Here is a 22,705-nt window from a genome sequence, read left to right as displayed (position 1 = left end):
GATCTCCTGAAGCCGACAGATAGACCGGAGCCGCGGATATGGACCTGCCGCCCTTCCTGCTCGACCACTGGCTGGCGAGATACGAGTTCGCGACGCCGCCGATCCGCTACAATCTGGCGTCCAGCACCGGTCCGAAATGGGCGCTAAAGGAGCTTCTGGCGATCGGCGACGAGGTCCTTTCGCTGGACGACCTGAAGATAGGCTATGCCCCGCCAGAAGGGTCGGCCGAATTGCGCGCGGCGCTTGGCGCGTTCCTCGGCGTCGATCCGGATTGGGTCGTCGTCACCACCGGCGCATCGGAAGCGGTCTCGATCCTTTTCTGTCTGGCCGCAAAGCCGCTTGGCAACGTGCTGCTGCCGCGTCCCGCTTTCGGGGCGTTTCCGGCGATGGCCAGGGCGTGGGGCATGGGCACGCGCCGTTACACGCTTTCGCGGGAACGCGGCTTCCGTGCTTCGCCTGATGCCGTCGTCGCCGCGGCCAATCCGCAGACGGCGATCGCTCTCGTGAACACGCCGCACAATCCGTCCGGCTCAGTCGCGCCGCGGGAAGAGATCGAGGCAATCGCGGGCGGTCTGGCGGAACGCGGCATTCCGCTGATCGTCGACGAGGTCTACCATCCGCTCTATTTCGGTGCGCCGCAGAAGACGGCCGCGTCGATCGCGAACGTCAATGTCATGGGCGACATGTCGAAGGCGATGTCGCTGGCCGGCCTCCGCATCGGCTGGCTGATCGAACACGACCCGGAACGCCGGAAGAAGATCGTCGACGCCCGCGGTTATTTCACCATCAGCAGTTCGCCCCTGCTGGAAAAGCTCGCGGCGCATGCGCTCATCAACAGCGGCGCGGTGCTCGATCGCCTTTCGGATGTCGCGACCGCCAATCTCGAGGCTCTCGCCCGGACGATGGAGCGCGTTTCCGACGTGCTCGGCTGGGTCAGGCCGGAGGGCGGCACGGTGTGCTTTCCGTGGTTCCGTGACGGCCGTAACAGCCGTCCGTTCTGCGAAAGGCTCGCTGCGGCAGGCGTGCTTGTCGCGCCGGGTGACTGTTTCGAGATGCCGGACCACATGCGTGTCGGCTTCGGCGCGCAGGCGGAGGGCTTTTCCGATGCGCTGGCTATCTTCGAGAAGACGCTGCGCGCGCTTTGAAGCGCGCTGCGATCCTTATCGCGTGTCGCAGCGCCGAAACCGGCGCCACTTTCGGGTTCTAGCGCGTCGGGACGGGATGCTCGCCGCGGTAGTCGTAGAAGCCGCGGCCGGTCTTGCGGCCGAGCCAGCCGGCCTCGACATATTTCACCAGCAGCGGGCAGGGGCGGTACTTCGAATCCGACAGGCCGTCATGCAGCACCTGCATGATCGACAGGCAGGTGTCGAGGCCGATGAAGTCGGCGAGCTGCAATGGCCCCATCGGATGGTTGGCGCCGAGCTTCATCGCCGTGTCGATGGCCTCCACCGAGCCGACGCCCTCGTAGAGCGTGTAGATCGCCTCGTTGATCATGGGAAGCAGGATGCGGTTGACGATGAAGGCGGGGAAATCCTCGGCGACGGTGATCGTCTTGTCGAGGCTCTTAACGAAGCCCTTGGCCGTCTCGAAGGTCATGTCCTCGGTGGCGATGCCGCGCACCAGCTCGACCAGCTTCATCACCGGAACCGGATTCATGAAGTGGATGCCGATGAAGCGCTCCGGCCGGTCGGTCTGCGCGGCGAGCCGCGTGATCGAGATCGACGAGGTGTTGGTGGCGAGAATGGCTTCCGGATTCAACTGCGGGCAGAGCTGCGCGTAGATCTTGCGCTTGACGGTTTCGTCTTCGGTCGCCGCCTCGATGACGAGATCGGCCTCGGCGAGGCCGGCCATTTCGTTCGCGCCGCTGATGCGGGCGAGCGCGGCCTGGCGAACCGCGTCGTCCAGCTTTCCGGAGGCAACCTGACGGGCCATGTTGCCGCTGATCGTCGCGATGCCCTTTTCGATATTGGCGGGCGCGATGTCGAAAAGCAGCACATTGTAGCCGGCCAATGCCGTCACATGCGCGATACCGCCGCCCATCTGGCCGGCGCCGATGATGCCCACCGTCTCGATCTTCATCTGGTCGTATCCCGTCGGGGCGGCTGCGCCCGCATTATTGTGCAGCGCAACCTAAAAGAGCCCAGGAACTTCGTCTACCCCGATCTGGCCACTTTTTGTGCGCCTTGCGTAAAAGTCAAACGTCATTTTGCGCCACCTGCACGACGGGCCATCTTATGTTCCTTGACGACATCCGATCGCATCGCGCGCGGTTGGGGATAGGCATCGCAGGCCCGTGGCGCTATCTCAGTCCTGAACGATGCCGACACGGCCATCGCCGCGCCTGAGGAAGACCTTATCGTGCCGCAAAGAGCGTCGACCCTCGCTCCATTCCAGCATCGGACCTTCCGCATTCTGTGGACCGCGACGCAAGCGTCGAATCTCGGCGGGCTCATACAGGGCGTCGGCGCCGGCTGGATGATGACCATGATCGCCCAGTCCGAAGGCATGGTGGCGCTGGTGCAGGGCGCCACGACCTTGCCGATCATGCTCTTTTCGCTCGCATCCGGTGCGCTGGCAGACAATTTCGACCGTCGCCGCGTGATGCTCGCGGCGCAGGGGCTGATGATGATCGCCTCCTGCCTTCTGGTGCTGTTCGCCTTTCAGGATTGGTTAACGCCCTGGCTGCTGCTCGGCTTCACCTTTGCGATCGGCTGCGGCACGGCGCTCAACAATCCGTCATGGCAGGCGTCCGTGGGCGATCTTGTGCCGCGCGACGACCTGCCCGGCGCGGTCACGCTGAACAGTATGGGCTTCAACCTCATGCGCAGCATCGGGCCTGCGCTCGGCGGCTTCATCGTCGCCGTGGCCGGTGCGGCGACAGCCTTCGCCATCAACGCTGCGAGCTACATTCCGCTTATCGCCGCGCTCGTCTGGTGGAAGCCCGAGCCGACCCAGAACAAGCTGCCACGCGAGCAGTTCGGCAGCGCGGTATGGGCGGGGCTTCGCTACATTTCCATGTCCCCCAACCTGATCACCGTGCTTTTCCGCGCCATGCTTTTCGGCTGCGCGGCAATCGCCATCCTCGCGCTGCTGCCGCTCGTCGCCAGCAACCTGCTGAAGGGCGGGGCGCTGAGCTACGGCGTGCTGCTCGGCTGCTTCGGACTGGGTGCGATCATCGGCGGCTTCCTCAATGCGCGCGTGCGCGAGCTGATGAGCAACGAGACCATCGTCCGGGTCGCCAGCGCCGGCTTCGCGGTGAGCTGCATCCTGCTGGCGATGAGCAGCAGGGCATGGCTGAGCGGATTGCTGCTTCTGCCGGCCGGCGCCTGCTGGGTGCTGGCGCTCTCGCTGTTCAACGTCACCGTCCAGCTGTCCACGCCGCGCTGGGTGGTGGGGCGGGCGCTTTCGCTCTACCAGACCGCCACTTTCGGCGGCATGGCGGCCGGCAGCTGGCTGTGGGGCGAGGTCGCGGAGGCGCAGGGGACGCCCGGCGCGCTGATGGCGGCGGGTGCGCTGCTCGTCGTCACCGCGCTGGTGGGCCTGCGCTATCGGTTGCCGGAATTCAGCTCGCTCAATCTGGCGCCTCTCGACCAGTTCAGCGAGCCGCAGCTGATGCTCGATCTCAAGGCCCGGAGCGGCCCGATCATGATCATGGTGGATTTCCGGATCGCGCAGGAGGATGTGCCGGCGTTTCTCGCCGCCATGGCCGACCGCCGCCGCATCCGCATCCGGGACGGGGCGCGGCAATGGGTGCTGCTGCGCGATCTGGAAAACCCGGAGATCTGGACGGAAAGCTACCACGTCGCGACCTGGGTCGAATATGTGCGGCACAACCAGCGCCGGACCAAGGCCGATGCCGACGTCACCGAACGGCTGATGAAGCTGCATCGCGGACCGGAACGCCCGCGCGTTCATCGCATGATCGAGCGCCAGACCGTGCCGTTGCAGGACGACATGCCGCTGAAGGGCAATCCGGAAGTTCCATAGGCTTCAACGAAAAAGGGAGGCCGGAGCCTCCCTTTCGGTATCGTTTTTGGAATCGAGAGGCTCACAGCGCCTTTTCGAGTTCTGGCAGGATTGTGAAGAGGTCACCGACGATGCCGTAGTCTGCGACCTGGAAGATGGGGGCTTCCTCGTCCTTGTTGATGGCGACGATGACCTTGCTATCCTTCATGCCGGCCAGATGCTGGATGGCTCCGGAGATGCCGACGGCGATGTAGAGCTGCGGCGCCACCACCTTGCCGGTCTGGCCGACCTGCCAGTCGTTCGGCGCATAGCCGGCGTCGACCGCAGCGCGGGAGGCGCCGACGGCCGCACCCAGCTTGTCGGCGACGGGCAGAATGACCTCCTGGAACTTCTCGGACGAACCCAGCGCCCGGCCGCCCGAGATGATGATCCTGGCCGAGGTCAGTTCCGGACGGTCGTTCTCCGACAGGCGATTCTCCACGAAGGAGGACAGCGCCGGATCGCTCGCGGCCGAAACCGTCTCCACCGAAGCCGAGCCGCCCTCGGCCGCCGACTGGAAGGAGGCCGTGCGCACCGTGATGACCTTCACCTTGTCGCCCGACTGCACCGTCTGGATGGCGTTGCCGGCATAGATCGGACGCTTGAACGTGTCGGGCGACACCACCTCGATGATCTCCGACACCTGCATCACGTCGAGCAGGGCGGCCACGCGCGGCATGACGTTCTTGCCGGCGGCGGTCGCCGCCGCCACGATGGCATCATAGTTGCCGGCGAGCGAGACGACCGTCGCCGCCAGAGGCTCGGCCAGCCGCTCGGCGAGAGCGTCGGACTCGGCCAGCAGGACCTTGCGCACCCCGGTCAGCTTCGCAGCCGCGTCGGCCGCCGCCTTGGCGCCCTTGCCGGCCACCAGAACGTCGACGTCGGAGCCGATCTTCGTTGCTGCCGTCAGCGCCTTGGCCGTCTGGTCCGACAGCGAGACATTGTCATGTTCGGCGATAAGCAGAATTGCCATAGTGCATACGTTCCTTCGATAAACAGTCATCAGAGGGCGAGCAGCGAACGGTGAACCGTGAACAGAGGGCGTCGAGCCTTCCGTTCACGGCTCACCGTTCACCGATCACAGCACTCCTGCCTCGTTCTTCAGCTTGTCGACCAGTTCGGCGACCGAGCCCACCTTGACGCCCGCCTTGCGGCCGCCCGGCTCCTCCGTCTTCAGAACCTTTAGACGCGGCGACACATCCGCGCCGAAATCGGCCGGCGCCTTCTCGTCGAGCGGCTTCTTCTTCGCCTTCATGATGTTCGGCAGCGACGCATAGCGCGGCTGGTTCAGCCGCAGGTCCGTCGTCACGATCGCCGGCAGCTTCAGCTCCACCGTCTGCAGGCCGCCATCGACCTCGCGCGTCACCTTCGCCTTGCCGCCGTCGATCTCGACCTTCGAGGCAAACGTCGCCTGGCCCCAGCCGAGCAGCGCCGCAACCATCTGGCCGGTCTGGTTGGCGTCGTCGTCGATCGCCTGCTTGCCCAGGATCACCAGACCCGGCTGCTCGGCTTCCGCCACGCCCTTCAGCACCTTGGCAACGCCCAGCGGCTCGACCTCGCCGTCAACCTTCACCAGGATCGCCCGGTCCGCGCCCATCGCAAGCGCGGTGCGCAGCGTCTCGGCCGCCTGCGCAGGACCGACCGACACAACCACGATCTCATCCGCCTTGCCCGCTTCCTTCAGACGGATCGCCTCCTCAACCGCGATCTCGTCGAACGGGTTCATCGACATCTTCACATTCGCCAGCTCGACACCAGACCCGTCGCCCTTCACACGGATCTTAACGTTGTAGTCAACAACCCGCTTCACCGGGACAAGGATTTTCATGCGATTGCACCTCTTCGATGGGATCTCGGACGTCCTTTTGGGGAGCGCCCATATCAGATGCCGGCTTCTTCAGTTTGTCGGAAGCCGACATCGTTCATGCCGGAAAAGACCTTCGAGCGGCTTGCCGGCCTTGGGAACCGGCGATGGCTGGGCATTCGTCTAGTGAGCGCCGTTGCCAGCGTCAATACGCCGAATTGGCTCAAACCGTTTGAATTTTTGCTCTTGAGCTGCTGCTTTTCCCGCCAGGAACGGAATCGGGCGTCCGGCGTTTGATCCGTCAGCAAAGCCGAGAGCCGTATGATGAAGGATATTCTGCAAACGACAGCCGTGATCGCAGCAATCGCAGCGAGCATCGTGATCGCAATCATGGCTCCGAAGGGTTTTCAGCTCGGGCCACAGAATCCCATCGTCGCGACGAGCGAGATGAACCAGGCGGAAACGCAATAATCCCGGAACGCAACCCGCGTTACTCCGCAGGCATGAGACGCTTGCGGCGCTCGTCCAGAAAGGCGATGGCAAGGCCGCTTGCGATCACCAGCGCGATGCCCGCAACGGCAAGCGCATTCGGCATATGGCCGAAGACGAGCAGGCCGGACAGCACCGCCCATATCGTGAAGGAATAATAGAACGGCGCGACCGCGCTGGTCGGTCCGATACGGTAGGCCATGAACAGGAAGAAATGGCCGAAGATCAGGAAGAGGCCGGCCCCCAGCAGAAGCAGAGTCGCGTAGAAGTCCAGCGGAACCCATTCCTCGAACGCCAGATGGGCCAGACCGGCACCCGCAAGCACGACGAGAATGGTCGAGATGGAGACGATCATGCCCGGGATGGCAGGAGAGACCTGCCTGCCGAGAAGATCCCGGCCGGCCCCCAGCACTGCTGTCCCGATCGCCAGAACGGCGTAGACGGAAACGCCGGCACCCGTCGGTTGCGCGACCATCAACGCGCCGAGGAAACCGACGGCGATCAGCACGACGGTGACGCGGGCAATCCGCTCCCGCAACATCAGGGAAGCGCCGAGCAGCACGAGCAGAGGCGTAATCTGGATCAGCGCTATGACATCCGCGATGGGCATGTTCGCAAGCGCCACCACATAGCACAGGACGGAGAGGGTCTCGCTGAGGTTGCGGGCCAGGACCCGGCCGTCGAACATTTGCCTCAGCCGCCCGCCGTAGCCCAGCGCGTAGAGAAGCGGCAGCCCCCAGATCAGCCCGGCAACGCCGCGCAGCATGAGAACCTGATAGGGCGGCAGGCTTTCCGTCGCGAGCTTCATGAACGTATCGTTTATGATATACGCTCCCGTCGCGATCAGCATGAAGAAGGGACCGCGGAAAGGATGGTTCTGCAGGGACATTGCGGGGCTGCTCGGGCGTGTTGCTGAGGAAAGGGACGGGATTCGCTACTGCCGTCCCCAGCGGGTGACGGGCTGCGCCGCATCGGGCCGCACGGCACTCGGCTGTTCGACGACGACGGCGCGCGGCGAGACGATCTCGCGGTCGAGCACCGGGACGTCGCGCCGCTTGAGGAGCAGGACAAGGATGGCGCCGGCGCCGATGCCTCCGAGATGGCACGCCCAGGAAATCTGCGCGTCGCCGGCGGCCAGGAACATGAAAACCTGGAACAGTATCCACAGCGCCAGCGCGATATAGGCAGGAACGCGAAGCGGGATACGGCCGAAGGCCAGAACCCAGATCTTCACCTTCGGGTGCAGGATCAGATAGGCCGAGACCACGCCGGCGATGGCGCCCGATGCGCCGATCAGCGGCACCTGCGAAGCCGGCGCGACGAGGCCGTGGAACAGCGCGCCGGCGACGGCGCAAAGCAGATAGAAGACGACGAAGCGGAAATGGCCTAGCGCGTCCTCGACATTGTCGCCGAACACCCACAGGAACAGCATGTTGCCGCCGAGGTGCCAGATGTCGCCATGCAGGAAGGCATAGGTGACATAGGTGAGGTCCTCGGGAAGGATGACGAACTGCGGCGGCAACTCCACCGTGTCGAAGACCACCGACGGGATGTAGCCCAGACCCAGCACCGCAGCGATCTCGGTCTCCTCGCCGTTCAGCGCCGTCAGCGCGAAGATGACGATGTTGGCGACGATCAGGCCGCAGGTCACATACTGGAACCTGATCCGTTTCAGGCTGTTCGCGTCATGCAACGGAATGAACATCGATCCCTCGCCGCCCGGGCCGTGTTCTCCATCCTACCGGCTCTTGCCCGGCACCCATAACACGTCGGCGTTTCCGTTGTCATTGACCGCCCGGGCCGCCACGAACAGGAAGTCCGACAGGCGGTTGATGTATTTCAGCGCCTCGGGTCCGACCTTTTCCTTTTCGGCCAGCGCCACCATCAGACGCTCGGCCCGCCGCGCGGTGGTGCGGGCGAGATGGAGCGCGGCGGCAGCCGGCGAGCCGCCGGGAAGGATGAAGGATTTCAGCGGCTGCAACGCCTTGTTCAGGCGGTCTATGTCGGCCTCGAGCTGTTTCACCTGCGAGGCGATTATGCGCAGCGGCTCGTATTCCGGCGGCTTGCCGTCGTCGGGCACGCAGAGGTCGGCGCCGAGATCGAACATCTCGTTCTGGATGCGGGCGAGCATCGCGTCGATCTCCGGATGCGACGCGCCGGTGTGGATGCGCGCCATGCCGATGCAGGAATTGGCTTCGTCGACGGTGCCGAACGCCTCGATGCGCAGATCAGCCTTCGACCGGCGTTCGCCCGTGCCGAGACCGGTGGTGCCCTTGTCGCCGGTGCGGGTATAAATCTTGTTCAGCTTGACCATCAGCGCGCGCCTCAGCCCCGGGTGAAATAGACCGCCAGCAGGATGAAGCACAGCGCGATGAACTGGAGCACCACGCGCGCTTGCATCAGCTTGTTCGATGTGTTGCCGGAGCCGCCCCTGAGCAGATTGACGAGGCCCCTGATCAGCACCGCGACGACGGCCACCATGAAGACGATGGCGATAATGTTGAAGACCGTAGACATCTGCACCTGTCCGTTTTGCGAAACTCAGTCCTGCTTGCCGAGGATGCGATAGAGCAAGGTTGACGGCAGGATGCGCTTCAGGAAGACGCCGACCTTGGCCGGCAGGGTTACGATATAGTGCGGCTTGGGGTGCGGATGCTCCAGTGCGTGACGCAATACCGCATAAACCGCATCCGGTCCCAGCTTCAACCGCGATCTGGAGCCGCCTTGTCGCAGCCGCGCCAGTTGTGCCCGATAGGCCTCGCGGTGGACGGAGTTCTCGTAGTCGATATTTGCCTCGAAGAACGGCAGGCCGTTCGATGCGATCCTCGAAACGACCGGGCCGGGCTCGATCAGCGACACGCTGACGCCCGAACCCGCGAGTTCTAGGCGCTGGCAGAGCATCAGGCCCTCGATCGCGTGCTTCGAGGCCGCATAGGCACCGCGGAAGCGGATCGGCGTCAGGCCGAGGATTGAGGAGCAATGGACGATCCGGCCGTGCCCCTGCCGGCGCATCACCGGAACGACGCGTTGCGTGAGGTCGTGCCAGCCGAAGAAATTCGCTTCGAACTGCGCCCGAAGCGCGGCGACGGGAAGGTCCTCAACCGCGCCGGCCTGCGCATAGGCGCCATTGTTGTAGAGGGCGTCCAGCGTGCCGTCCGTGCGCGCCAGCACGGCGTCGACGAGCGCGGCGATCGATTCCGGTTCGGCGTAATCGAGATAGAAGGCCTCCAGCCCTTCGGCCTCCAGCGCCGCTATGTCCCCGGGCCTGCGCGCTGTGGCGAAGACGCGCCAGCCGTCGCGCTTGAGCGCCCGCGCGCAATAGGCGCCTATGCCCGACGAGGCACCGGTGACGATGATTGTGCGCAATGCCCGATGCGCCTCCGTTTATCTGGCGCGAAAGCTTGCCAAGGGAGGCAATCCCTTCCCATATTCGCGGCCTCGAAACAACGCGTGAAACGGCCGGACAAGCAAGTGATGCGCAGGATCGTCGCGCTGCGACGGATCATCTGGGATGCGGCAGGGCATTTCAACGACGACGACGGGTGGGCGATGGCGAGCTATCTCGCCATTTCGGCGCTCATGGCGATATTTCCGTTCCTCATCTTCGCCACCACGCTCGCCAGCTTCCTCGGCGCGCAGGCCTTCGCCGAGACGGCGGTGCATCTGGTCTTCGACACCTGGCCGGAGCAGATCGCCGCGCCGATCGCGCGCGAGGTCGTCACCGTGCTCACCGTGCAGCGCGGCGACCTGCTCACCTACGGCGTGGCGCTGGCCGCCTTCTTTGCTTCCAACGGCATCGAGGCGCTGCGCACGTCGCTCAACCGCGCCTATCGCGTCGTGGAAACGCGCTCCATCTGGTATCGGCGCACGCAGAGCCTCGGCTTCGTGCTGATCGCCACGATCGGCTTCGTCGTCATCAGCATCCTGCTGGTCTTCGCGCCGCTGATCGCGCGCTTCCTGGAAGCGAACTTCGAATGGATCAAGCCCTATATGGGCACGATCACGCTGTGGCGCTTCATCATCGCCTCGACGGTCATCGTGCTCGGTCTGGTGGCGGTGCACATCTGGCTGCCGGATGGCAGGCGGCCGCTGCTCGACATCGTCCCGGGCATCATCTTCACCCTGGTCGGCTGGCTTATCGGATCGACGCTCTTCGCCACATACCTCGACAATTTCTCGTCCTACGTGACCACCTATGCCGGCCTCGCGTCGATCATGATCGCCGTGGTCTTCCTCTATATCGTCTCCGTGATCTTCATCCTGGGCGGCGAGCTGAACGCCTCCATTCGCCGCTATCTCGACGCTCGGGCCAAGGTCGGGGCCTGAGCCGTCGCCAGCCAGACGCCGACCGTCGCGATCGCCATGCCGCCGATCTGCACCGGCGTCAGTTCCTCTCCGAAGAGGAACCAGGCGATCACGGCCGTCACCGCGGGAACCAGATAGAAAAGCGAGGCGACCTTGGCCATTTCGCCTTCGCGGATGAGGATCATCAGCAGGAAGATCGCGCCGATCGAGAGCACAAGCACCAGCCAGGCCATGGCGAAGATCAGTTCGCCGTTCCAGACGACTGTCCGAGTCTCGAAAAGCGCCGAGCCGATCACCATGGGCATGGCGCCGCCGACATATTGCCAGAATGTGCCGGTGAAGACGTTGGCGGAGGTGGCGTGGCGCTTCTGCCAGATCGTGCCGGCGCTCATGGCGGTCACGGAAATGCCCATGGCGGCGAGCGTCGGCATGGTGACGCCGCTGGCGCCGACGCCGAGTCTCGGCGACAGCACGACGAACACCCCGACGAAGCCGATCAGCAGCCCCAGCCAGTGTCTGGGCAGGATCTTCTCGCCCAGCACGGGACCCGCCATGAGCGCGGTGAGCAGCGGCTGCAGCCCGATCACCACCGCCGAGATGCCCGCCGGCATACCATGCCGGATCGCCCAGAAAAGCGCGCCGAGATAGCCGCCATGCATCAGCGCGCCGGCGATCAGCGAGTGGAATGCCTGCCGCCGGGACGCCGCCCGGGCATGCAGCGCGAGCGCCAGCGCAAGCAGGATGGCGGCGGCCAGCAGGAAACGCGCCGCGAGAAAGGTGAACGGCTCCGACCACGGCATGGCGTAGCGCGCGCCGATGAAGCCCGTCGCCCAAAGGACGACGAAGGCCGCCGGGATTGATCGCTTGATGTCGGGCATCGGGGCTCCAGAGTCGCGGCGTGGATAGTCCCCCGGCTTCGGCGAGGCAACGCAAAAGCGTTGAAGCAATGATTGAGCCGGGCTTGACGACAATTCCGCCTTCCGGTGTCGGCGGGAGCGCCGGTCAGACGTCCTCGGTAGCGATTCCGTGGAAGCAGGAGGTTCGTGTGACGAGGATCAGCGTCGAGAACATCAACCATCCCGGCTCGCTCCGGCGGGTCGACGCGATGATGTACGAGGCGATGCGCGAGGCGTATCTCTCCGTGGTGCCGGAGCGTCGTCCGGGCCTGACGATCGCGGAAATCCATACCCGGCTGCTCGGGGCTGTGTCGCCCGATCTGTTTCCGGACCCCGTCAGGACAGGCTGGTGGGCCAAAACCGTCCAGCTCGATCTGGAAGCCAAGGGCGTGATCGCCAGGACCGGCGAGCGGCCGCTGCGACTCTACAAAGTATGAAGCGTCGAATTCCGGTGGAAGGCGCATCCACCGTCGCCTGAATGCCGGATTCCCGGATTGAAAGCGACCCGGGGACGTGGTCTACGGCGTTCCCGCCGAATCCGTTCAGTCCGCGAGGAAGAGCTGCATGAAGCGCGCCGTGGCCGCCCTTGTCGCCATGCTTCTGGCGGGATGCCAGTCCGCAACGCCCACGCTTACCGCCGAGGAGAAGGCGCCGGCGAAGCCTTCGGTTCCGACCCTCTCCGGCGAAGCTCTGCGCGGCTTCATCGTCGGCAGGGCGCTGCGCTACAACCATTACGGCGCGGTCTCGACCTTCTACGCCGACGGTCGCTACGGCTATCGCGACTACGAGGTGCGTGACGCAGGCACCTATGCGATCTCCGGCGATGCGGTCTGCATCACCTTCGAGGACGGCGGCAGGCGCTGCGACAGGTATGCCCAGATCGGCTCGGACTACTACCGCATCGAGGAAGGCGGCTGGCAGACCAAGGTCGACGGCAACGGCCCCGCCTGACGCTGCCGCTTTCGGCGTTCAGGCGTCGGCGTGCAGGGGTTCGAGGCCGACGAGACGGCGTATGTCGTCGGGCGTCCTGCCGTTTTCGCGCAATTCCCGCAGGCCGGTGTCCTTCGCGCTCTTGGAGAGCTTTCGCCCGTCCTCGCCCAGCACCAGCCGGTGATGGAAATAGACCGGTTCGGTCAGTCCGAGCAGTTCCTGCAAGAGCCGCTGAATGGCGGTGGCATGATAGAGGTCGCGGCCGCGCACGACATGGGTGATCCGCTGGTCGGCGTCGTCGAGCACCACGGCGAGATGGTAGCTGGTGGGCACGTCCTTGCGCGCGATGACGATGTCGCCCCAGTCCTGCGGACGCGCCTCCACCAGGCTTGAACGGGTCAGTTCCTCGTCGGCATATTCTGTCCAGGTCAGCGGCTGGCCGATCCGGGCGAGCGCGGCGTTTACGTCGAGCCGCCAGGCGAAGGGCGCGCCGCTGTCCATGCGTTTCCGGCGCTCCCGCTGAGACAGGTTCCGGTCGACCGGTGGATAGTGGGGCACGCCGTCGGGATCGCGCGGCCAGCTTTTTCCGTGATCGCCGGCTTCCGAAATATGGGCGCGGATGTCGCCGCGACTCATGAAGCCGGGATAGACCAGCCCCGCCCTGATGAGCTTCTGCAGCACCGCGTCGTATTCGGTGAAGTGTTCGGACTGCCGGCGCACCGGCTCCTCCCAGGCAAGCCCCAGCCAGCGCAGATCGTCATGGATGGCGGCCTCGAATTCCGGCGTGCAGCGCGCCACATCGATGTCCTCGATACGCAGCAGGAAGCGCCCGTCAGTCGCCCGCGCCATCTCGGCATTCAGCAGCGCGGAAAGGGCGTGGCCGAGGTGGAGGGCGCCGTTGGGACTTGGCGCGAAGCGGAAGACGGGTCGTGTCACCATATGGCGGGAAATGGATGCTCCTCAACGTTTTGCGATTGCTACTTCCGGCCGTGGGCGCGAACAAGGCGTAGGATGCGTAGAATTTTGACGCTGGATGATATTTCTCAAGGCCTCGAAGCCCTGATACGTCTTGATCCCCGGCTCTCCGCCGTGATCGAGCGGGCAGGGACCGTTCCCTTGCGCCTCTCCGAGCCCGGTTTTGCCAGCCTCGTCGCCATCATCGTCTCGCAGCAGGTGTCGCGCGCCAGCGCCGACGCCATCCTCGGACGTTTCATCCGCCTCCTCGATCCGCTGACGCCGCGCGCCGTGCTCGATGCGCCCGAAGACGTGTTCCGGGAGGCCGGCCTGTCGCGTCCCAAGCAACGGACGGTGCTGGCGCTGGCGCAAGCGGTGGAGGAGGGCCTCGACCTCGTCGCGCTCGCCGGCCTGGACGGCGAGATAGCCATGCGGGCGCTCACGGCAGTGTCGGGGATCGGTCCCTGGACAGCAGAAGTCTACCTGCTTTTCGCAGCCGGCCATCCGGATATTTTCCCGGCAAAGGACGTGGCGCTGCAAAGCGCCGTCGGCCACGCGCTGGGCATCGACCCGCGTCCCGGCGACAAGGCGCTCGCCGCGCTGGCCGAATCATGGTCGCCTTGGCGGGGCGTCGCTTCGCGCCTGTTCTGGGCCTATTACCGCAAAATGCGCGGCAAGGATGCCACACCACCGTCGGGACTGCCTGAAAATCAACGCGAATCCTGAATTTTTCAGGGCTGCTGAGGTGATCACACAGCTTCACAATCCTGCAATCTCCTGATTACACTATCCGCGCCGAAAGGTTCGACGCCTCAGGAGGGCGATTGAAGTGACGGTTCATGTATCGCCAGAGGCTCTGCCGGCACTGGTGCTGAACGCCGACTACCGGCCGCTCAGCTACTATCCGCTGTCGCTCTGGTCCTGGCAGGATGCGATCAAGGCCGTGTTCCTCGACCGGGTGAACATCGTCGCCGAATACGAGCAGTCGGTGTCCTCGCCGTCCTTCCAGATGCGGCTGCCGTCGGTGGTCTGCCTCAAGAGCTATGTCAAGCCGTCGCGCCATCCGGCCTTCACGCGCTTCAACGTCTTCCTGCGCGACCGCTTCCAGTGCCAGTATTGCGGCACGCATGAGGATTTGACGTTCGACCACGTCATTCCGCGCCGCTGCGGCGGCGCCACGACCTGGGACAATGTGGTGGCCGCCTGTTCGCCCTGCAATCTCCGCAAGGGGGGACTGCTGCCGGCCCAGGCGAAGATGTGGCCGTTGCAGAAGCCATACCAGCCCACCGTGCAGGATCTGCACAACAACGGCCGACTCTTCCCGCCGAACTACCTCCACGAAAGCTGGATGGACTATCTCTACTGGGACGTGGAACTGGAGCCGTAACCAGAGCCTTTCATGGCTACCCGGAACCGTTCTGCCGGAGAGCATTTGGTCCCAGGGTCGAGGGTTTCGGCGAAGGGCGTGGTGGCGCCACGGCCGAGCCGAAAGAAATGGGCCAAATGCACCCGGCCCGAAGGGTTTGCCGCTGGCGGGCGCCCGCTTTGTCGGCCGGATTTGGCCGTACCCCCGGTACGACCTGCACCGGCCTTCGCGCAGATCGTCCCGCCATCGGACAAACAGAACCGTTTCCGGCCAACCATGAAAGGCTCTGGCTCGCGGAACGCAGCGGCATCTTCGGCGTTCAACTGCGACGCCGAAGGACGACGCCATGCCCCGATACTTCTTCGATACCTACGACGCTGGACAGCTGCACAGCGACGATCATGGAATAGTCTGCGAAACGCGCGCCGAACTCAGGGAAAACGCCATCAACTCGTTGCCGGAGATCGCGCGGGAGCGGTTGCCGAACGGCGACAACCACGTTTTCACGGTGAAGGTCCGGGACGATACCGGTTCCGCGATCTTCGAGGCGTCGCTCATCTTCGAATCGCGCTGGCTTGACGGGGAGTAAGCGCCTCTCAGCGAGGCTCTTTTTCGAGGCAGAGATAAGTGTCGTCGAACTCCGCCAGCTCCGTCAGCTTGTCCCAGTCTTCTATCCTGACCAGATCGCCCTCCCATTTCACCGCGCCGTCGCGGCGCAGCCTCTGGATCGTGCGGTTGGCATGCACCACGGACATGCCGAGCACGTCGGCGATTTCGGACTGTGTCAGCGGCAGGCGGAACGACAGTTCGTCGGCCCGGCCGACGATCCTCAGCCGCACATAGAGCTCACACAGGAAGTGCGCCATGCGCGCTTCGGCGCCGCGCCGCCCCATGGCGACGATCCACTCGCGATGGATCGAGCCGTCGATCAGCGTATCGAGCCAGAGCATGCGCGTCAGATGCGGCGCGGTCTCGGTCAGGCGCTTCAGGGTCGCGTGCTCCACGATCGCAAGCCGGCAGGGCGTCAGCGCAACGACGCCGTGCGCCATCTTCTTCAGCAGGAAGCCGTGCAGGTCCATGAAATCGCCGGGCACATGCACGGCGGTGATCTGGCGCGAACCGTCGGCGAGCACCTTGTAGCGCCCCGCCAGCCCGTCGAGCAGCATCTGGCTGGTGCCCGGCCGCGCATCCTGCGCGACGATGTCCTGATCGGCGGCGTAAGTGCGTTCGCCGCTGAACGAGGCGGCCAGGAGCGCGGCTTCCTCGTCGGAGATGGCGTCGCGCAAGCGCAACTGCAACAGCAATGGATTCTGCATCCCGCCTCCGTTCGCTACAGCAACAGCGATGCCGTCGAAGAGTTCCACGCCGCCGGGAGCGATTCCGCGCGGTCGTCAACAGGTCCTGATCCTAAACCTCGTGCAGATAAAGATGATAGTCCAGTTCGCTCACCGTGCGCGCGACCCGCAGATACTCGCTTTCCTTGATGGCGCAGAACGTCCTGTGCAGGTCGGCGCCGAGCGCGTTTTTCAGGAATCCGGACGCCTTCGCCGCCTCTATCGCGTCGCGCCAGTCGGCCGGCATCGCGCCGCGCTGCGCATCCGCCGCCTCATAGCCGTTGCCGGTGGTCTCCGGCCCCGGATCGAGCTTCTCGTCCATGCCCCTTGCGATGCCGGCGAGCACCGACGTGGCAACCAGATAGGGATTGGCGTCAACGCCCGACGGGCGATGCTCGATGCGGCGGTTTTTCGCGTCGCCTGCGGGCACCCGAAGCGCCACCGAGCGGTTGTTGACGCCCCATGTCGGCGCGACCGGCGCATAGGACTGCGAGACGAAGCGCCTCCAGGAATTGGCGTGCGGCGCGAAGACCAGCATCGATTCCGCCATGGTCGCGGCGAGCCCGCCGAGAGCATGGAGCATCGTGGGTTCCCATTTGCCTTCCTGCGGCTCCGTGAAGACGTTCCTGCCCTCGTCGTCAAGCAGCGAGACATGCAGATGCATGCCGGAGCCGGCATATTTCTCGATGGGCTTGGCCATGAAGCAGGCGGTGACGCCATGCCGTCGCGCCTGCATTCTGACCAGCCGCTTCAGCATGACGAGATCGTCGGCCGCGCGCAAAATATCCTTGCGGTAGTTGAGCGTCAGCTCGTACTGGCCGGGCGCGTATTCGGAGATCACCGTCTCGGCCGGGATTCCCTGCGCCTCCGCCGCTGCATAGATGTCGGAGAACAGCGGCTCCATGCCATGCAGGTGATCGACCGAATAGACCTCCGTCTTGCCCGAGACGCGGCCGTCGAGCACGGCGCGCGCCGGCTGCACGCGGCCTTCCGCGTCGCGCTCGTTGGCGAGGAGGAAGAACTCCAGCTCGAAGGCGCCGGCCGGATGCAGGCCCTTTCCGGCAAAAGCCTCGACCTGCCGCGCCAGCGCATGGCGCGGGTCCGACGTCATCGGCCTGCCGTCGAGATGGTACATGCCCATCAACACCTGCCCGCGCGGCGGGATCGTGCCGTGGAGCGGCACTAGCGTGCCGGGCAGGGGCCATGCGCGCAGATCGCCGTCGCCGGAATCCCAGATGAGGCCCGTTTCGTGGACGTCCTCGCCGGTGATGTCGAGGCCGAGGATGGAGATCGGCATGTGCCGGCCGTTCTCGTAGAGGCCTTTCAGCTCATGCCTGCGCACGATCTTGCCGCGCCCGACGCCGTTGGTGTCGGTCAGCACGATGTCGAAAGCTTCGATCTCGGGATGGGAGTCGAGAAAGGCTTTGGCTTCGGCGGGCGTCGAGTCCGATGGCGATGTCATGATGTGTCCAGTCCTGCCTGCGGCGCTTCTCTCATGACGCGAGTTCGCCCGCAACACCGGCGAAGGCGGCGACCAGCCGGTCGACCTGACGCGCCGTCGTCGCGGGCGAGACAAGCATCATGTTGTGGAAGGGCGCGATCAGCACGCCACGATTGACCAGCGCGACATGAATCGCTGCCTCCAGCGCAGGCTGGTGCGCGTACTCCGCCTCGCCGCCGTTCCTGAGCGGCCCGGGCGCGCAGATGAACTCGACGCGTGCGCCGACCCGCACGACGTGCCATGGCAGGCCGGCGTTTTCGATGGCGTCGCGCAGGCCGGATTCCAGTCGGGCCGCCAGCCGCTCCATATGCGCGTAGTTTGCTTCGGTCATCACCTCTTCCAGCGTCGCGCGCATCGTCGCGAATTGCAGCGGGTTGGCCGAAAGCGTCGTGCCCATGCCGGAATAGCCGGGTTCTTTCGTGCGATTGTAGGCTTCCCAGCGATCGGCGACAGCGGCGCTCATGCCCCAGATCGACGCCGGCACGCCGCCCGCCACCGGTTTGCCAAGGACGAAAAGGTCGGGCGCCAGGCCATGCTTCGCCGTGTAGCCGCCGACCGCGGTCGAGACCGTATGCGTCTCGTCGATCAAAAGCAGCGTGCCTGCGTCGCGCGTTAGCCTGCGCAAGCCGTAGTGGAAGCCCGGGGCCGGCAGCACCATGCAGCAGTTCGTCAATACCGGCTCGGTCATGACGCAGGCGACGTCGCCGGGGGCGAGCGCCTTTTCCAGCGCCGGCAGGTCGTTGAACTCCACGATCCTCGTGTCCCGCGTCAGATCGCGGAACTCTCCGGCCAATCCGGGCCGGTTGACGGGCCTGCCATCCGCCAGCCGCACCATCGTCTCGTCCACCGCGCCGTGATAGCAGCCGTTGAAGACGAGGATCTTTGCCCGTCCGGTCACGGCGCGGGCAACCCGGAGCGCGAAGCGGTTGGCGTCGGTCGCCGTCGTCGCGATCTGCCAGTAAGGCAGGCCGAATGTCGCCGTCAGCAGCTTTCCGACTGCCAGCGCATCCTCGGAAGGCAGCATGTAGGTGAGGCCGCGCCCTGCCTGCCTGCGGAGCGCGCGCGCCACCGGGGCAGGCGAGTGGCCGAACATCGAGCCGGTGTCGCCGAGGCAGAAATCGTCCAGCCGGTTGCCGTCGATGTCGACGATCGTCGCGCCGCTTGCGCTTTCCACGACGATGGGGAAGGGCGTCGGCCAGTCGCTCATCCAGTGCATCGGCACGCCGCCGAGATAACCGGCGGCGCCTTTGCCGATCGCGGCCCTCGATTTCGGCCGCGCCCGACGGAAGACCTCAGCCTCCCGTTGACGCAGCATCCCGGCCTTGCCTTCGATGACGCTGTTATGCCCGACGCCGGCTGCACTCATGTTTCCCTCACACAATTGTAACGAACCCGCCACGTTGTCTGCAATCGGCAGACACACTATCGATACAACCTCATGCGAGAGCGCCGCCAACAGCGTTTTCATGAGGGAACCAAATGCGCGCCAAGATCGCCGCCATCGCCATTCTGTCAAGCATCGTGCCTGCCGCCGCGTCCGGAGGGCTGGGCTGCACCGCCAAGGACAAGAAGGTGGCATTCGAGCTCAATGCCGGCATCACGCGAGGCATGGGCAGCCCCATCTTCTCCTTCGACGGCAAGGTCGAGATCAGGGACAAGGGAGTCGCGGCCGATCTGCGCAAGACTGCTTTCAAGATGGACCACGTCGCGCAGTACTGGCTTGACGGCAAGGAGCTTCGCCTCGACCTCTACCGCGAGCGGGAGGGCAGCAAGCCGCACGGCTATGTCGAGCTGGTGCTCTACACCAAGGCGAAGGGCGACGAGAACGAATATGCCGGAACGTACGAACTGATTGTCTACGATACGGTGGGCGACAACGTTCAAGCGAAACAGGCGAAGTTCAAGGGCAAGGTCGGCTGCTTCGTCGAGTGAGCTAATAGCGTTCTTTAAGGGCGCTGATGATCCTGGAGGCGAGATCGAGGAAGAGCGTGCGCTCTTCCTTAGTCAAATTGCCGAGCGCCGTCGCGTTGACGGATTTCGCCGCATCCGTCGCCGCCTCCTGGAGGCCGATCGCCTTGCGGGTGAGATGGATCGACTGCGACCGCCCATCCTCCGGCAGCGTCCGCCGCTCGATCAATCCGTCCCGTTCCATCCTTGTGAGCGTATTCGCCATCGTCGCCTGCTCGACATCGAGACGCTCGCTGAGCTCACGTTGGGTCAGCCCGTCTTCTTCCCAAAGCGCGAGCAGGGTCATGAACTGGGCCGGCGCCAGTCCGAATTGCCTGATGTTCCGCTGAAGACCTTTGGCGAAAAGTCTGGCCATTTGATTCGCCAGGAAGCCGGCGGAGCGCGTTCTATCGAATGACATGGCCGCAAATAGCAGTTGAATAGCTTGCTATGCAATAGTATATAGCATGCTATCTAACTGGGGATTTGTCATGAAACTCAGGATTCATGCTTTCAGTGGCGCGCTGGCGCTGCTGACGATCTGCGCCTTCTGGACGGCCACTGTGCTGACCGAGCTTTTCGGAGACGCGTCGGCGATCGCCATTGCGAAGAATGCCATTCTGGCCGGCATGCTGCTCCTGGTGCCGTCGATGGCCATTGCCGGCGGGACCGGGTTTTCCCTCGGCGGCCGGTGGCGCAGCCCGGTGGTCGACCGGAAGAAGCGGCGCATGAAGATCGTCGCTGCAAACGGCCTCGTCGTTCTCGTGCCGTCCGCGATCTTTCTTGCAGGCAGGGCCGACGCCGGCCAGTTCGATGCGTCGTTCTTTGTCGTTCAGGCGCTCGAATTGATTGCCGGAGCGGTCAATATCGCGCTTCTGTCGCTGAACATGCGCGACGGTTTCGCGCTTCGCCGCCCGTCTTCGCGGGCTTCCGCCGCTGCCGGGAAGGCGACCGGCTAGCCGGCCACGTCGATGACGCCGCAGTCGCCAGCCTCGCTGCCGAAGGCGACGCGGCGGCCCTCGGCGTCCCAGGTCATCGCGGTGACGGCTCCCTTGCCGGGACGACGCAGCAGCACTTCCTTCTGGTCCGTGAAGCGGGCGGCCAGCACCATGCCGTCCGTATAGCCGATGGCGACGACCTCCTCGGTCGGATGGCAGGCGACCGACGTCACCATCACATTGCCGCGCGTGCCGAGTTCCAGCGGCGCCTTGCCCATGGGGCCGTCCTTTCCGGTGAAGGGCCAGACGATGGCCGCCGGTGCGCCGGAACTCGCCAGCCAACGGCCCTTGACGCTCCATGACAGGCTTTTCACCTTTGCCGGATAGCCCGCCATGCGCATGTGCTTGCCGTCGGTGAGCTTCCAGCCGTGCAGCGCATTCTCCTGCATGGTTGTGACGAGGAAGGCGCCGTCCGGTGAGAAGGTGACGCCGGTATGGGCTCCGGCCCATTCCAGCTCCGTCGGCTTGCCGTCGGTGGCGGGAAAGTGCAGCGTCGCGCCATTGTAGCGGGCGACGGCGAAGCGCATGCCCTTGGGCGAAAAGGCGAGCCCTTCGACCGAGCGCGGATGCGAAAACTCCTTCACCTTGCCGTCCGGCAGACGGCAGAACGCCGATCGCCCGACCGCCCAGGCGACGGCTTCTTGCGGACCCGCGGCGACGCTCGTCACCCATTTCTTCCCGGCTTCGGCCAGCGTTTCGAACGATCCGCCCGGTTTCGTCGCAACGACCTTGCCGTCCTCGCCGCCTGTGATCAGACGCCGGCCGACCGCATCGAACTCTGCGCAAAGCAGGCCGTCATGGACCGCTTCGTGCTTGTGGCCGTGGTCGAGCCGGTGGATAGAGCCGTCGGCGAGGCAGAAGAATGGCACCTCGCCGAGAAAGCCCGCGGCGAGGCAATGTCCGTCAAGATCGAGAGGGGCGACAGTGGGCATGGTGCCGCTGCTATCCCCGCCGGCTTTGGCGGTCAAGCCGCTTGGCATGCCTCGAAGCTCCGGCGAAGAACGGCTTCGTCCAGACCGCGGCCGATGAAGACGAGCCGGCTCTCGTGCTTCTCGCCATCCTTCCACGGCCGCTGGTGATCGCCCTCGATGATCATGTGGACGCCTTGCAGCACATAGCGGTCGGGATCGTCCTTGATGGCGATGATCCCCTTCAGCCGCAGGATGTTCGGACCCTGCGACTGCGTCACCTTCTCGATCCACGGGAAGAAGCGCTTCGGGTCCATCTCGCCGCCGCGCAGCGAGATCGACTTCACCGTCACGTCATGGATTTCCGACGCGCCGCCATGGGCGTGGTGGTGATGGTCATGATGGTGGTGATCGTGGTCGCAGTCGGGACCGCAGACATGATCATGGTCGTGATCGTCGGCCTCGAGGAAATGCGGGTCGTTCTCCAGAGCGCGCGAGAGGTCGAAGGCGCCGCGGTCGAGAACTTCGGCGAGGTTCACGCCAGACCGTTCGGTGCGATGGATTTTCGCGGTCGGGTTGATGGCGCGGACGGTCGCTTCCACCCTGGCCAATTCCTCCGGCGTGACAAGGTCGGTCTTGTTGAGCACGACGACGTCGGCGAAGGCGATCTGGTCCTCTGCTTCTTTGGAGTCCTTCAATCTGAGCGGCAAATGCTTGGCGTCGACCAGCGCCACCACGGCGTCGAGTCTGGTCTTTGAGCGCACGTCCTCATCCATGAAGAAAGTCTGCGCCACGGGCACCGGGTCGGCGAGACCGGTCGTCTCCACCACGATCGCATCGAAGCGGCCCGGACGGCGCATCAGCCCTTCCACGACGCGGATCAGGTCGCCGCGCACCGTGCAGCAGACGCAGCCATTGTTCATCTCGTAGATCTCTTCGTCGGATTCCACGATCAGATCGTTGTCGATGCCGATCTCGCCGAATTCGTTGACGATCACGGCGTAGCGCTTGCCGTGGTTCTCGGAGAGGATGCGGTTGAGCAACGTGGTCTTGCCCGCGCCGAGGTAGCCGGTCAGGACGGTTACGGGGATTTGATGGACGGATGCGTCGGCCATGATTCCGGTCTCAGATTGGAAAGTCGCCTCCATATAGGCGGTGGCGAAGCGGATTGCACGGGGTCTTGCAGGACCCGGCTCCGTCTTTCCGATTCAACCGCCGCCCTTGAGAAGCCGGCCGCCACCCGCTATCCCGGTGACGCCTGATAGAAC

General features: G+C 64.8%; 27 protein-coding genes. 10 read left to right on the top strand and 17 right to left on the bottom strand.

Features of this window, described 5'->3' with window-relative positions:
- Window positions 1-38: 38 nt before the first annotated feature.
- Entirely contained in the window at window positions 39-1,145 is a 1,107-nt protein-coding gene (locus tag M9955_01920) for a pyridoxal phosphate-dependent aminotransferase (protein MCO5080396.1), read from the top strand.
- A gap of 58 nt (window positions 1,146-1,203) precedes the next feature.
- On the opposite strand, the gene M9955_01915 is transcribed toward M9955_01920, so the two are convergent.
- Complete coding sequence (locus tag M9955_01915; GenBank protein MCO5080395.1) at window positions 1,204-2,079, bottom strand: 3-hydroxybutyryl-CoA dehydrogenase; 876 nt, start codon at window positions 2,077-2,079, stop codon at window positions 1,204-1,206.
- A 279-nt stretch (window positions 2,080-2,358) separates the two neighbouring features.
- Here M9955_01915 and M9955_01910 point away from each other — a divergent pair, with 279 nt between their 5' ends.
- Window positions 2,359-3,987 (top strand): MFS transporter, encoded by a 1,629-nt coding sequence (locus M9955_01910; protein MCO5080394.1) that lies wholly within the window; start codon window positions 2,359-2,361, stop codon window positions 3,985-3,987.
- 61 nt (window positions 3,988-4,048) lie between these two features.
- Here the strand turns inward: M9955_01910 and M9955_01905 are convergent, their stop codons facing one another.
- From M9955_01905 to M9955_01870, 8 genes are all read right to left on the bottom strand, one after another.
- The gene (locus tag M9955_01905) at window positions 4,049-4,978 is read right to left on the bottom strand and encodes an electron transfer flavoprotein subunit alpha/FixB family protein (GenBank protein MCO5080393.1); all 930 of its coding nucleotides are present in this window, start codon (window positions 4,976-4,978) and stop codon (window positions 4,049-4,051) included.
- Window positions 4,979-5,083: 105 nt separating this feature from the next.
- Complete coding sequence (locus M9955_01900) at window positions 5,084-5,833, bottom strand: electron transfer flavoprotein subunit beta/FixA family protein (GenBank protein ID MCO5080392.1); 750 nt, start codon at window positions 5,831-5,833, stop codon at window positions 5,084-5,086.
- 53 nt (window positions 5,834-5,886) lie between these two features.
- Window positions 5,887-6,201 carry a hypothetical protein gene (locus M9955_01895; GenBank protein ID MCO5080391.1) on the bottom strand — a complete coding sequence of 105 codons (315 nt, stop codon included), beginning with the start codon at window positions 6,199-6,201 and terminating at the stop codon, window positions 5,887-5,889.
- A 98-nt stretch (window positions 6,202-6,299) separates the two neighbouring features.
- The gene (locus M9955_01890) at window positions 6,300-7,187 is read right to left on the bottom strand and encodes a DMT family transporter (protein ID MCO5080390.1); all 888 of its coding nucleotides are present in this window, start codon (window positions 7,185-7,187) and stop codon (window positions 6,300-6,302) included.
- Window positions 7,188-7,232: 45 nt separating this feature from the next.
- A complete protein-coding gene (locus tag M9955_01885) occupies window positions 7,233-8,003 on the bottom strand; it encodes a rhomboid family intramembrane serine protease (GenBank protein MCO5080389.1) in 771 nt (256 codons plus the stop codon).
- A 33-nt stretch (window positions 8,004-8,036) separates the two neighbouring features.
- On the bottom strand, window positions 8,037-8,612 hold the full coding sequence (locus tag M9955_01880) for a cob(I)yrinic acid a,c-diamide adenosyltransferase (protein ID MCO5080388.1): 576 nt from the start codon (window positions 8,610-8,612) through the stop codon (window positions 8,037-8,039).
- 11 nt (window positions 8,613-8,623) lie between these two features.
- The gene (locus tag M9955_01875; GenBank protein ID MCO5080387.1) at window positions 8,624-8,815 is read right to left on the bottom strand and encodes a twin transmembrane helix small protein; all 192 of its coding nucleotides are present in this window, start codon (window positions 8,813-8,815) and stop codon (window positions 8,624-8,626) included.
- Between the two features lie 24 nt (window positions 8,816-8,839).
- Window positions 8,840-9,664: an SDR family oxidoreductase gene (locus M9955_01870; protein MCO5080386.1), complete on the bottom strand. Its 825-nt coding sequence runs from the start codon at window positions 9,662-9,664 to the stop codon at window positions 8,840-8,842.
- 108 nt (window positions 9,665-9,772) lie between these two features.
- Between M9955_01870 and M9955_01865 the strand changes: the two genes are divergently transcribed.
- On the top strand, window positions 9,773-10,624 hold the full coding sequence (locus M9955_01865) for a YihY/virulence factor BrkB family protein (protein ID MCO5080385.1): 852 nt from the start codon (window positions 9,773-9,775) through the stop codon (window positions 10,622-10,624).
- On the opposite strand, the gene M9955_01860 is transcribed toward M9955_01865, so the two are convergent.
- Window positions 10,591-11,481 carry a DMT family transporter gene (locus tag M9955_01860; GenBank protein MCO5080384.1) on the bottom strand — a complete coding sequence of 297 codons (891 nt, stop codon included), beginning with the start codon at window positions 11,479-11,481 and terminating at the stop codon, window positions 10,591-10,593. The genes M9955_01865 and M9955_01860 overlap by 34 nt on opposite strands.
- 167 nt (window positions 11,482-11,648) lie before the next feature.
- Between M9955_01860 and M9955_01855 the strand changes: the two genes are divergently transcribed.
- Both M9955_01855 and M9955_01850 read left to right on the top strand, forming a co-directional pair.
- Entirely contained in the window at window positions 11,649-11,936 is a 288-nt protein-coding gene (locus tag M9955_01855; GenBank protein MCO5080383.1) for a hypothetical protein, read from the top strand.
- Window positions 11,937-12,063: 127 nt separating this feature from the next.
- On the top strand, window positions 12,064-12,450 hold the full coding sequence (locus M9955_01850) for a hypothetical protein (GenBank protein MCO5080382.1): 387 nt from the start codon (window positions 12,064-12,066) through the stop codon (window positions 12,448-12,450).
- An 18-nt stretch (window positions 12,451-12,468) separates the two neighbouring features.
- On the opposite strand, the gene gluQRS is transcribed toward M9955_01850, so the two are convergent.
- Window positions 12,469-13,365: a tRNA glutamyl-Q(34) synthetase GluQRS gene (gluQRS, locus tag M9955_01845; GenBank protein ID MCO5080381.1), complete on the bottom strand. Its 897-nt coding sequence runs from the start codon at window positions 13,363-13,365 to the stop codon at window positions 12,469-12,471.
- Between the two features lie 75 nt (window positions 13,366-13,440).
- On the opposite strand from gluQRS, the gene M9955_01840 reads away from it, so the two are divergent.
- The 3 genes from M9955_01840 (at window position 13,441) to M9955_01830 (ending at window position 15,338) form a co-directional block, all read left to right on the top strand.
- Window positions 13,441-14,109 carry a DNA-3-methyladenine glycosylase gene (locus tag M9955_01840; protein MCO5080380.1) on the top strand — a complete coding sequence of 223 codons (669 nt, stop codon included), beginning with the start codon at window positions 13,441-13,443 and terminating at the stop codon, window positions 14,107-14,109.
- A 103-nt stretch (window positions 14,110-14,212) separates the two neighbouring features.
- On the top strand, window positions 14,213-14,770 hold the full coding sequence (locus M9955_01835; protein MCO5080379.1) for an HNH endonuclease: 558 nt from the start codon (window positions 14,213-14,215) through the stop codon (window positions 14,768-14,770).
- 325 nt (window positions 14,771-15,095) lie between these two features.
- On the top strand, window positions 15,096-15,338 hold the full coding sequence (locus M9955_01830; GenBank protein MCO5080378.1) for a hypothetical protein: 243 nt from the start codon (window positions 15,096-15,098) through the stop codon (window positions 15,336-15,338).
- Between the two features lie 7 nt (window positions 15,339-15,345).
- Here M9955_01830 and M9955_01825 read toward each other — a convergent pair whose 3' ends face one another.
- The 3 genes from M9955_01825 to M9955_01815 all read right to left on the bottom strand — a co-directional run bounded on the left by M9955_01825 (window position 15,346) and on the right by M9955_01815 (window position 18,950).
- Window positions 15,346-16,065, bottom strand: coding sequence for a Crp/Fnr family transcriptional regulator (locus tag M9955_01825; protein ID MCO5080377.1), 720 nt, complete (start codon window positions 16,063-16,065; stop codon window positions 15,346-15,348).
- A 91-nt stretch (window positions 16,066-16,156) separates the two neighbouring features.
- Window positions 16,157-17,545: a glutamine synthetase family protein gene (locus M9955_01820; GenBank protein MCO5080376.1), complete on the bottom strand. Its 1,389-nt coding sequence runs from the start codon at window positions 17,543-17,545 to the stop codon at window positions 16,157-16,159.
- A 31-nt stretch (window positions 17,546-17,576) separates the two neighbouring features.
- On the bottom strand, window positions 17,577-18,950 hold the full coding sequence (locus M9955_01815) for an aspartate aminotransferase family protein (GenBank protein MCO5080375.1): 1,374 nt from the start codon (window positions 18,948-18,950) through the stop codon (window positions 17,577-17,579).
- A 113-nt stretch (window positions 18,951-19,063) separates the two neighbouring features.
- Between M9955_01815 and M9955_01810 the strand changes: the two genes are divergently transcribed.
- Window positions 19,064-19,516, top strand: coding sequence for a hypothetical protein (locus M9955_01810; protein ID MCO5080374.1), 453 nt, complete (start codon window positions 19,064-19,066; stop codon window positions 19,514-19,516).
- A 1-nt stretch (window position 19,517) separates the two neighbouring features.
- Here M9955_01810 and M9955_01805 read toward each other — a convergent pair whose 3' ends face one another.
- Window positions 19,518-19,907: a MarR family transcriptional regulator gene (locus M9955_01805; protein ID MCO5080373.1), complete on the bottom strand. Its 390-nt coding sequence runs from the start codon at window positions 19,905-19,907 to the stop codon at window positions 19,518-19,520.
- 115 nt (window positions 19,908-20,022) lie between these two features.
- On the opposite strand from M9955_01805, the gene M9955_01800 reads away from it, so the two are divergent.
- On the top strand, window positions 20,023-20,490 hold the full coding sequence (locus M9955_01800; GenBank protein ID MCO5080372.1) for a hypothetical protein: 468 nt from the start codon (window positions 20,023-20,025) through the stop codon (window positions 20,488-20,490).
- On the opposite strand, the gene M9955_01795 is transcribed toward M9955_01800, so the two are convergent.
- Together M9955_01795 and M9955_01790 are read right to left on the bottom strand one after the other, a co-directional pair.
- Window positions 20,487-21,461, bottom strand: coding sequence for a WD40 repeat domain-containing protein (locus tag M9955_01795; protein ID MCO5080371.1), 975 nt, complete (start codon window positions 21,459-21,461; stop codon window positions 20,487-20,489). The genes M9955_01800 and M9955_01795 overlap by 4 nt on opposite strands.
- A 32-nt stretch (window positions 21,462-21,493) precedes the next feature.
- Window positions 21,494-22,552 (bottom strand): GTP-binding protein, encoded by a 1,059-nt coding sequence (locus M9955_01790; GenBank protein MCO5080370.1) that lies wholly within the window; start codon window positions 22,550-22,552, stop codon window positions 21,494-21,496.
- Window positions 22,553-22,705 lie beyond the last annotated feature (153 nt).

The sequence above is a fragment of the Rhizobiaceae bacterium genome (genome assembly GCA_023953845.1).
Classification (GTDB): domain Bacteria; phylum Pseudomonadota; class Alphaproteobacteria; order Rhizobiales; family Rhizobiaceae; genus Arvimicrobium.
Note: the sequence above shows the minus strand (reverse complement) of the source record. Positions and strands in the feature narration are given on the sequence as shown.

Coding starts and splice junctions, on each gene's coding strand:
- M9955_01890 (MCO5080390.1), bottom strand. CDS start 7,187: ATGTCCCTGCAGAACCATCCTTTCCGCGGTCCCTTCTTCATGCTGATC.
- M9955_01830 (MCO5080378.1), top strand. CDS start 15,096: ATGCCCCGATACTTCTTCGATACCTACGACGCTGGACAGCTGCACAGC.
- M9955_01850 (MCO5080382.1), top strand. CDS start 12,064: ATGAAGCGCGCCGTGGCCGCCCTTGTCGCCATGCTTCTGGCGGGATGC.
- M9955_01805 (MCO5080373.1), bottom strand. CDS start 19,907: ATGGCCAGACTTTTCGCCAAAGGTCTTCAGCGGAACATCAGGCAATTC.
- M9955_01915 (MCO5080395.1), bottom strand. CDS start 2,079: ATGAAGATCGAGACGGTGGGCATCATCGGCGCCGGCCAGATGGGCGGC.
- M9955_01885 (MCO5080389.1), bottom strand. CDS start 8,003: ATGTTCATTCCGTTGCATGACGCGAACAGCCTGAAACGGATCAGGTTC.
- M9955_01895 (MCO5080391.1), bottom strand. CDS start 6,201: ATGATTGCGATCACGATGCTCGCTGCGATTGCTGCGATCACGGCTGTC.
- M9955_01840 (MCO5080380.1), top strand. CDS start 13,441: ATGCGTAGAATTTTGACGCTGGATGATATTTCTCAAGGCCTCGAAGCC.
- M9955_01800 (MCO5080372.1), top strand. CDS start 20,023: ATGAAACTCAGGATTCATGCTTTCAGTGGCGCGCTGGCGCTGCTGACG.
- M9955_01820 (MCO5080376.1), bottom strand. CDS start 17,545: ATGACATCGCCATCGGACTCGACGCCCGCCGAAGCCAAAGCCTTTCTC.
- M9955_01880 (MCO5080388.1), bottom strand. CDS start 8,612: ATGGTCAAGCTGAACAAGATTTATACCCGCACCGGCGACAAGGGCACC.
- M9955_01865 (MCO5080385.1), top strand. CDS start 9,773: ATGCGCAGGATCGTCGCGCTGCGACGGATCATCTGGGATGCGGCAGGG.
- M9955_01860 (MCO5080384.1), bottom strand. CDS start 11,481: ATGCCCGACATCAAGCGATCAATCCCGGCGGCCTTCGTCGTCCTTTGG.
- M9955_01825 (MCO5080377.1), bottom strand. CDS start 16,065: ATGCAGAATCCATTGCTGTTGCAGTTGCGCTTGCGCGACGCCATCTCC.
- M9955_01875 (MCO5080387.1), bottom strand. CDS start 8,815: ATGTCTACGGTCTTCAACATTATCGCCATCGTCTTCATGGTGGCCGTC.
- M9955_01900 (MCO5080392.1), bottom strand. CDS start 5,833: ATGAAAATCCTTGTCCCGGTGAAGCGGGTTGTTGACTACAACGTTAAG.
- M9955_01815 (MCO5080375.1), bottom strand. CDS start 18,950: ATGAGTGCAGCCGGCGTCGGGCATAACAGCGTCATCGAAGGCAAGGCC.
- M9955_01795 (MCO5080371.1), bottom strand. CDS start 21,461: ATGCCCACTGTCGCCCCTCTCGATCTTGACGGACATTGCCTCGCCGCG.
- M9955_01905 (MCO5080393.1), bottom strand. CDS start 4,978: ATGGCAATTCTGCTTATCGCCGAACATGACAATGTCTCGCTGTCGGAC.
- M9955_01790 (MCO5080370.1), bottom strand. CDS start 22,552: ATGGCCGACGCATCCGTCCATCAAATCCCCGTAACCGTCCTGACCGGC.
- M9955_01810 (MCO5080374.1), top strand. CDS start 19,064: ATGCGCGCCAAGATCGCCGCCATCGCCATTCTGTCAAGCATCGTGCCT.
- M9955_01920 (MCO5080396.1), top strand. CDS start 39: ATGGACCTGCCGCCCTTCCTGCTCGACCACTGGCTGGCGAGATACGAG.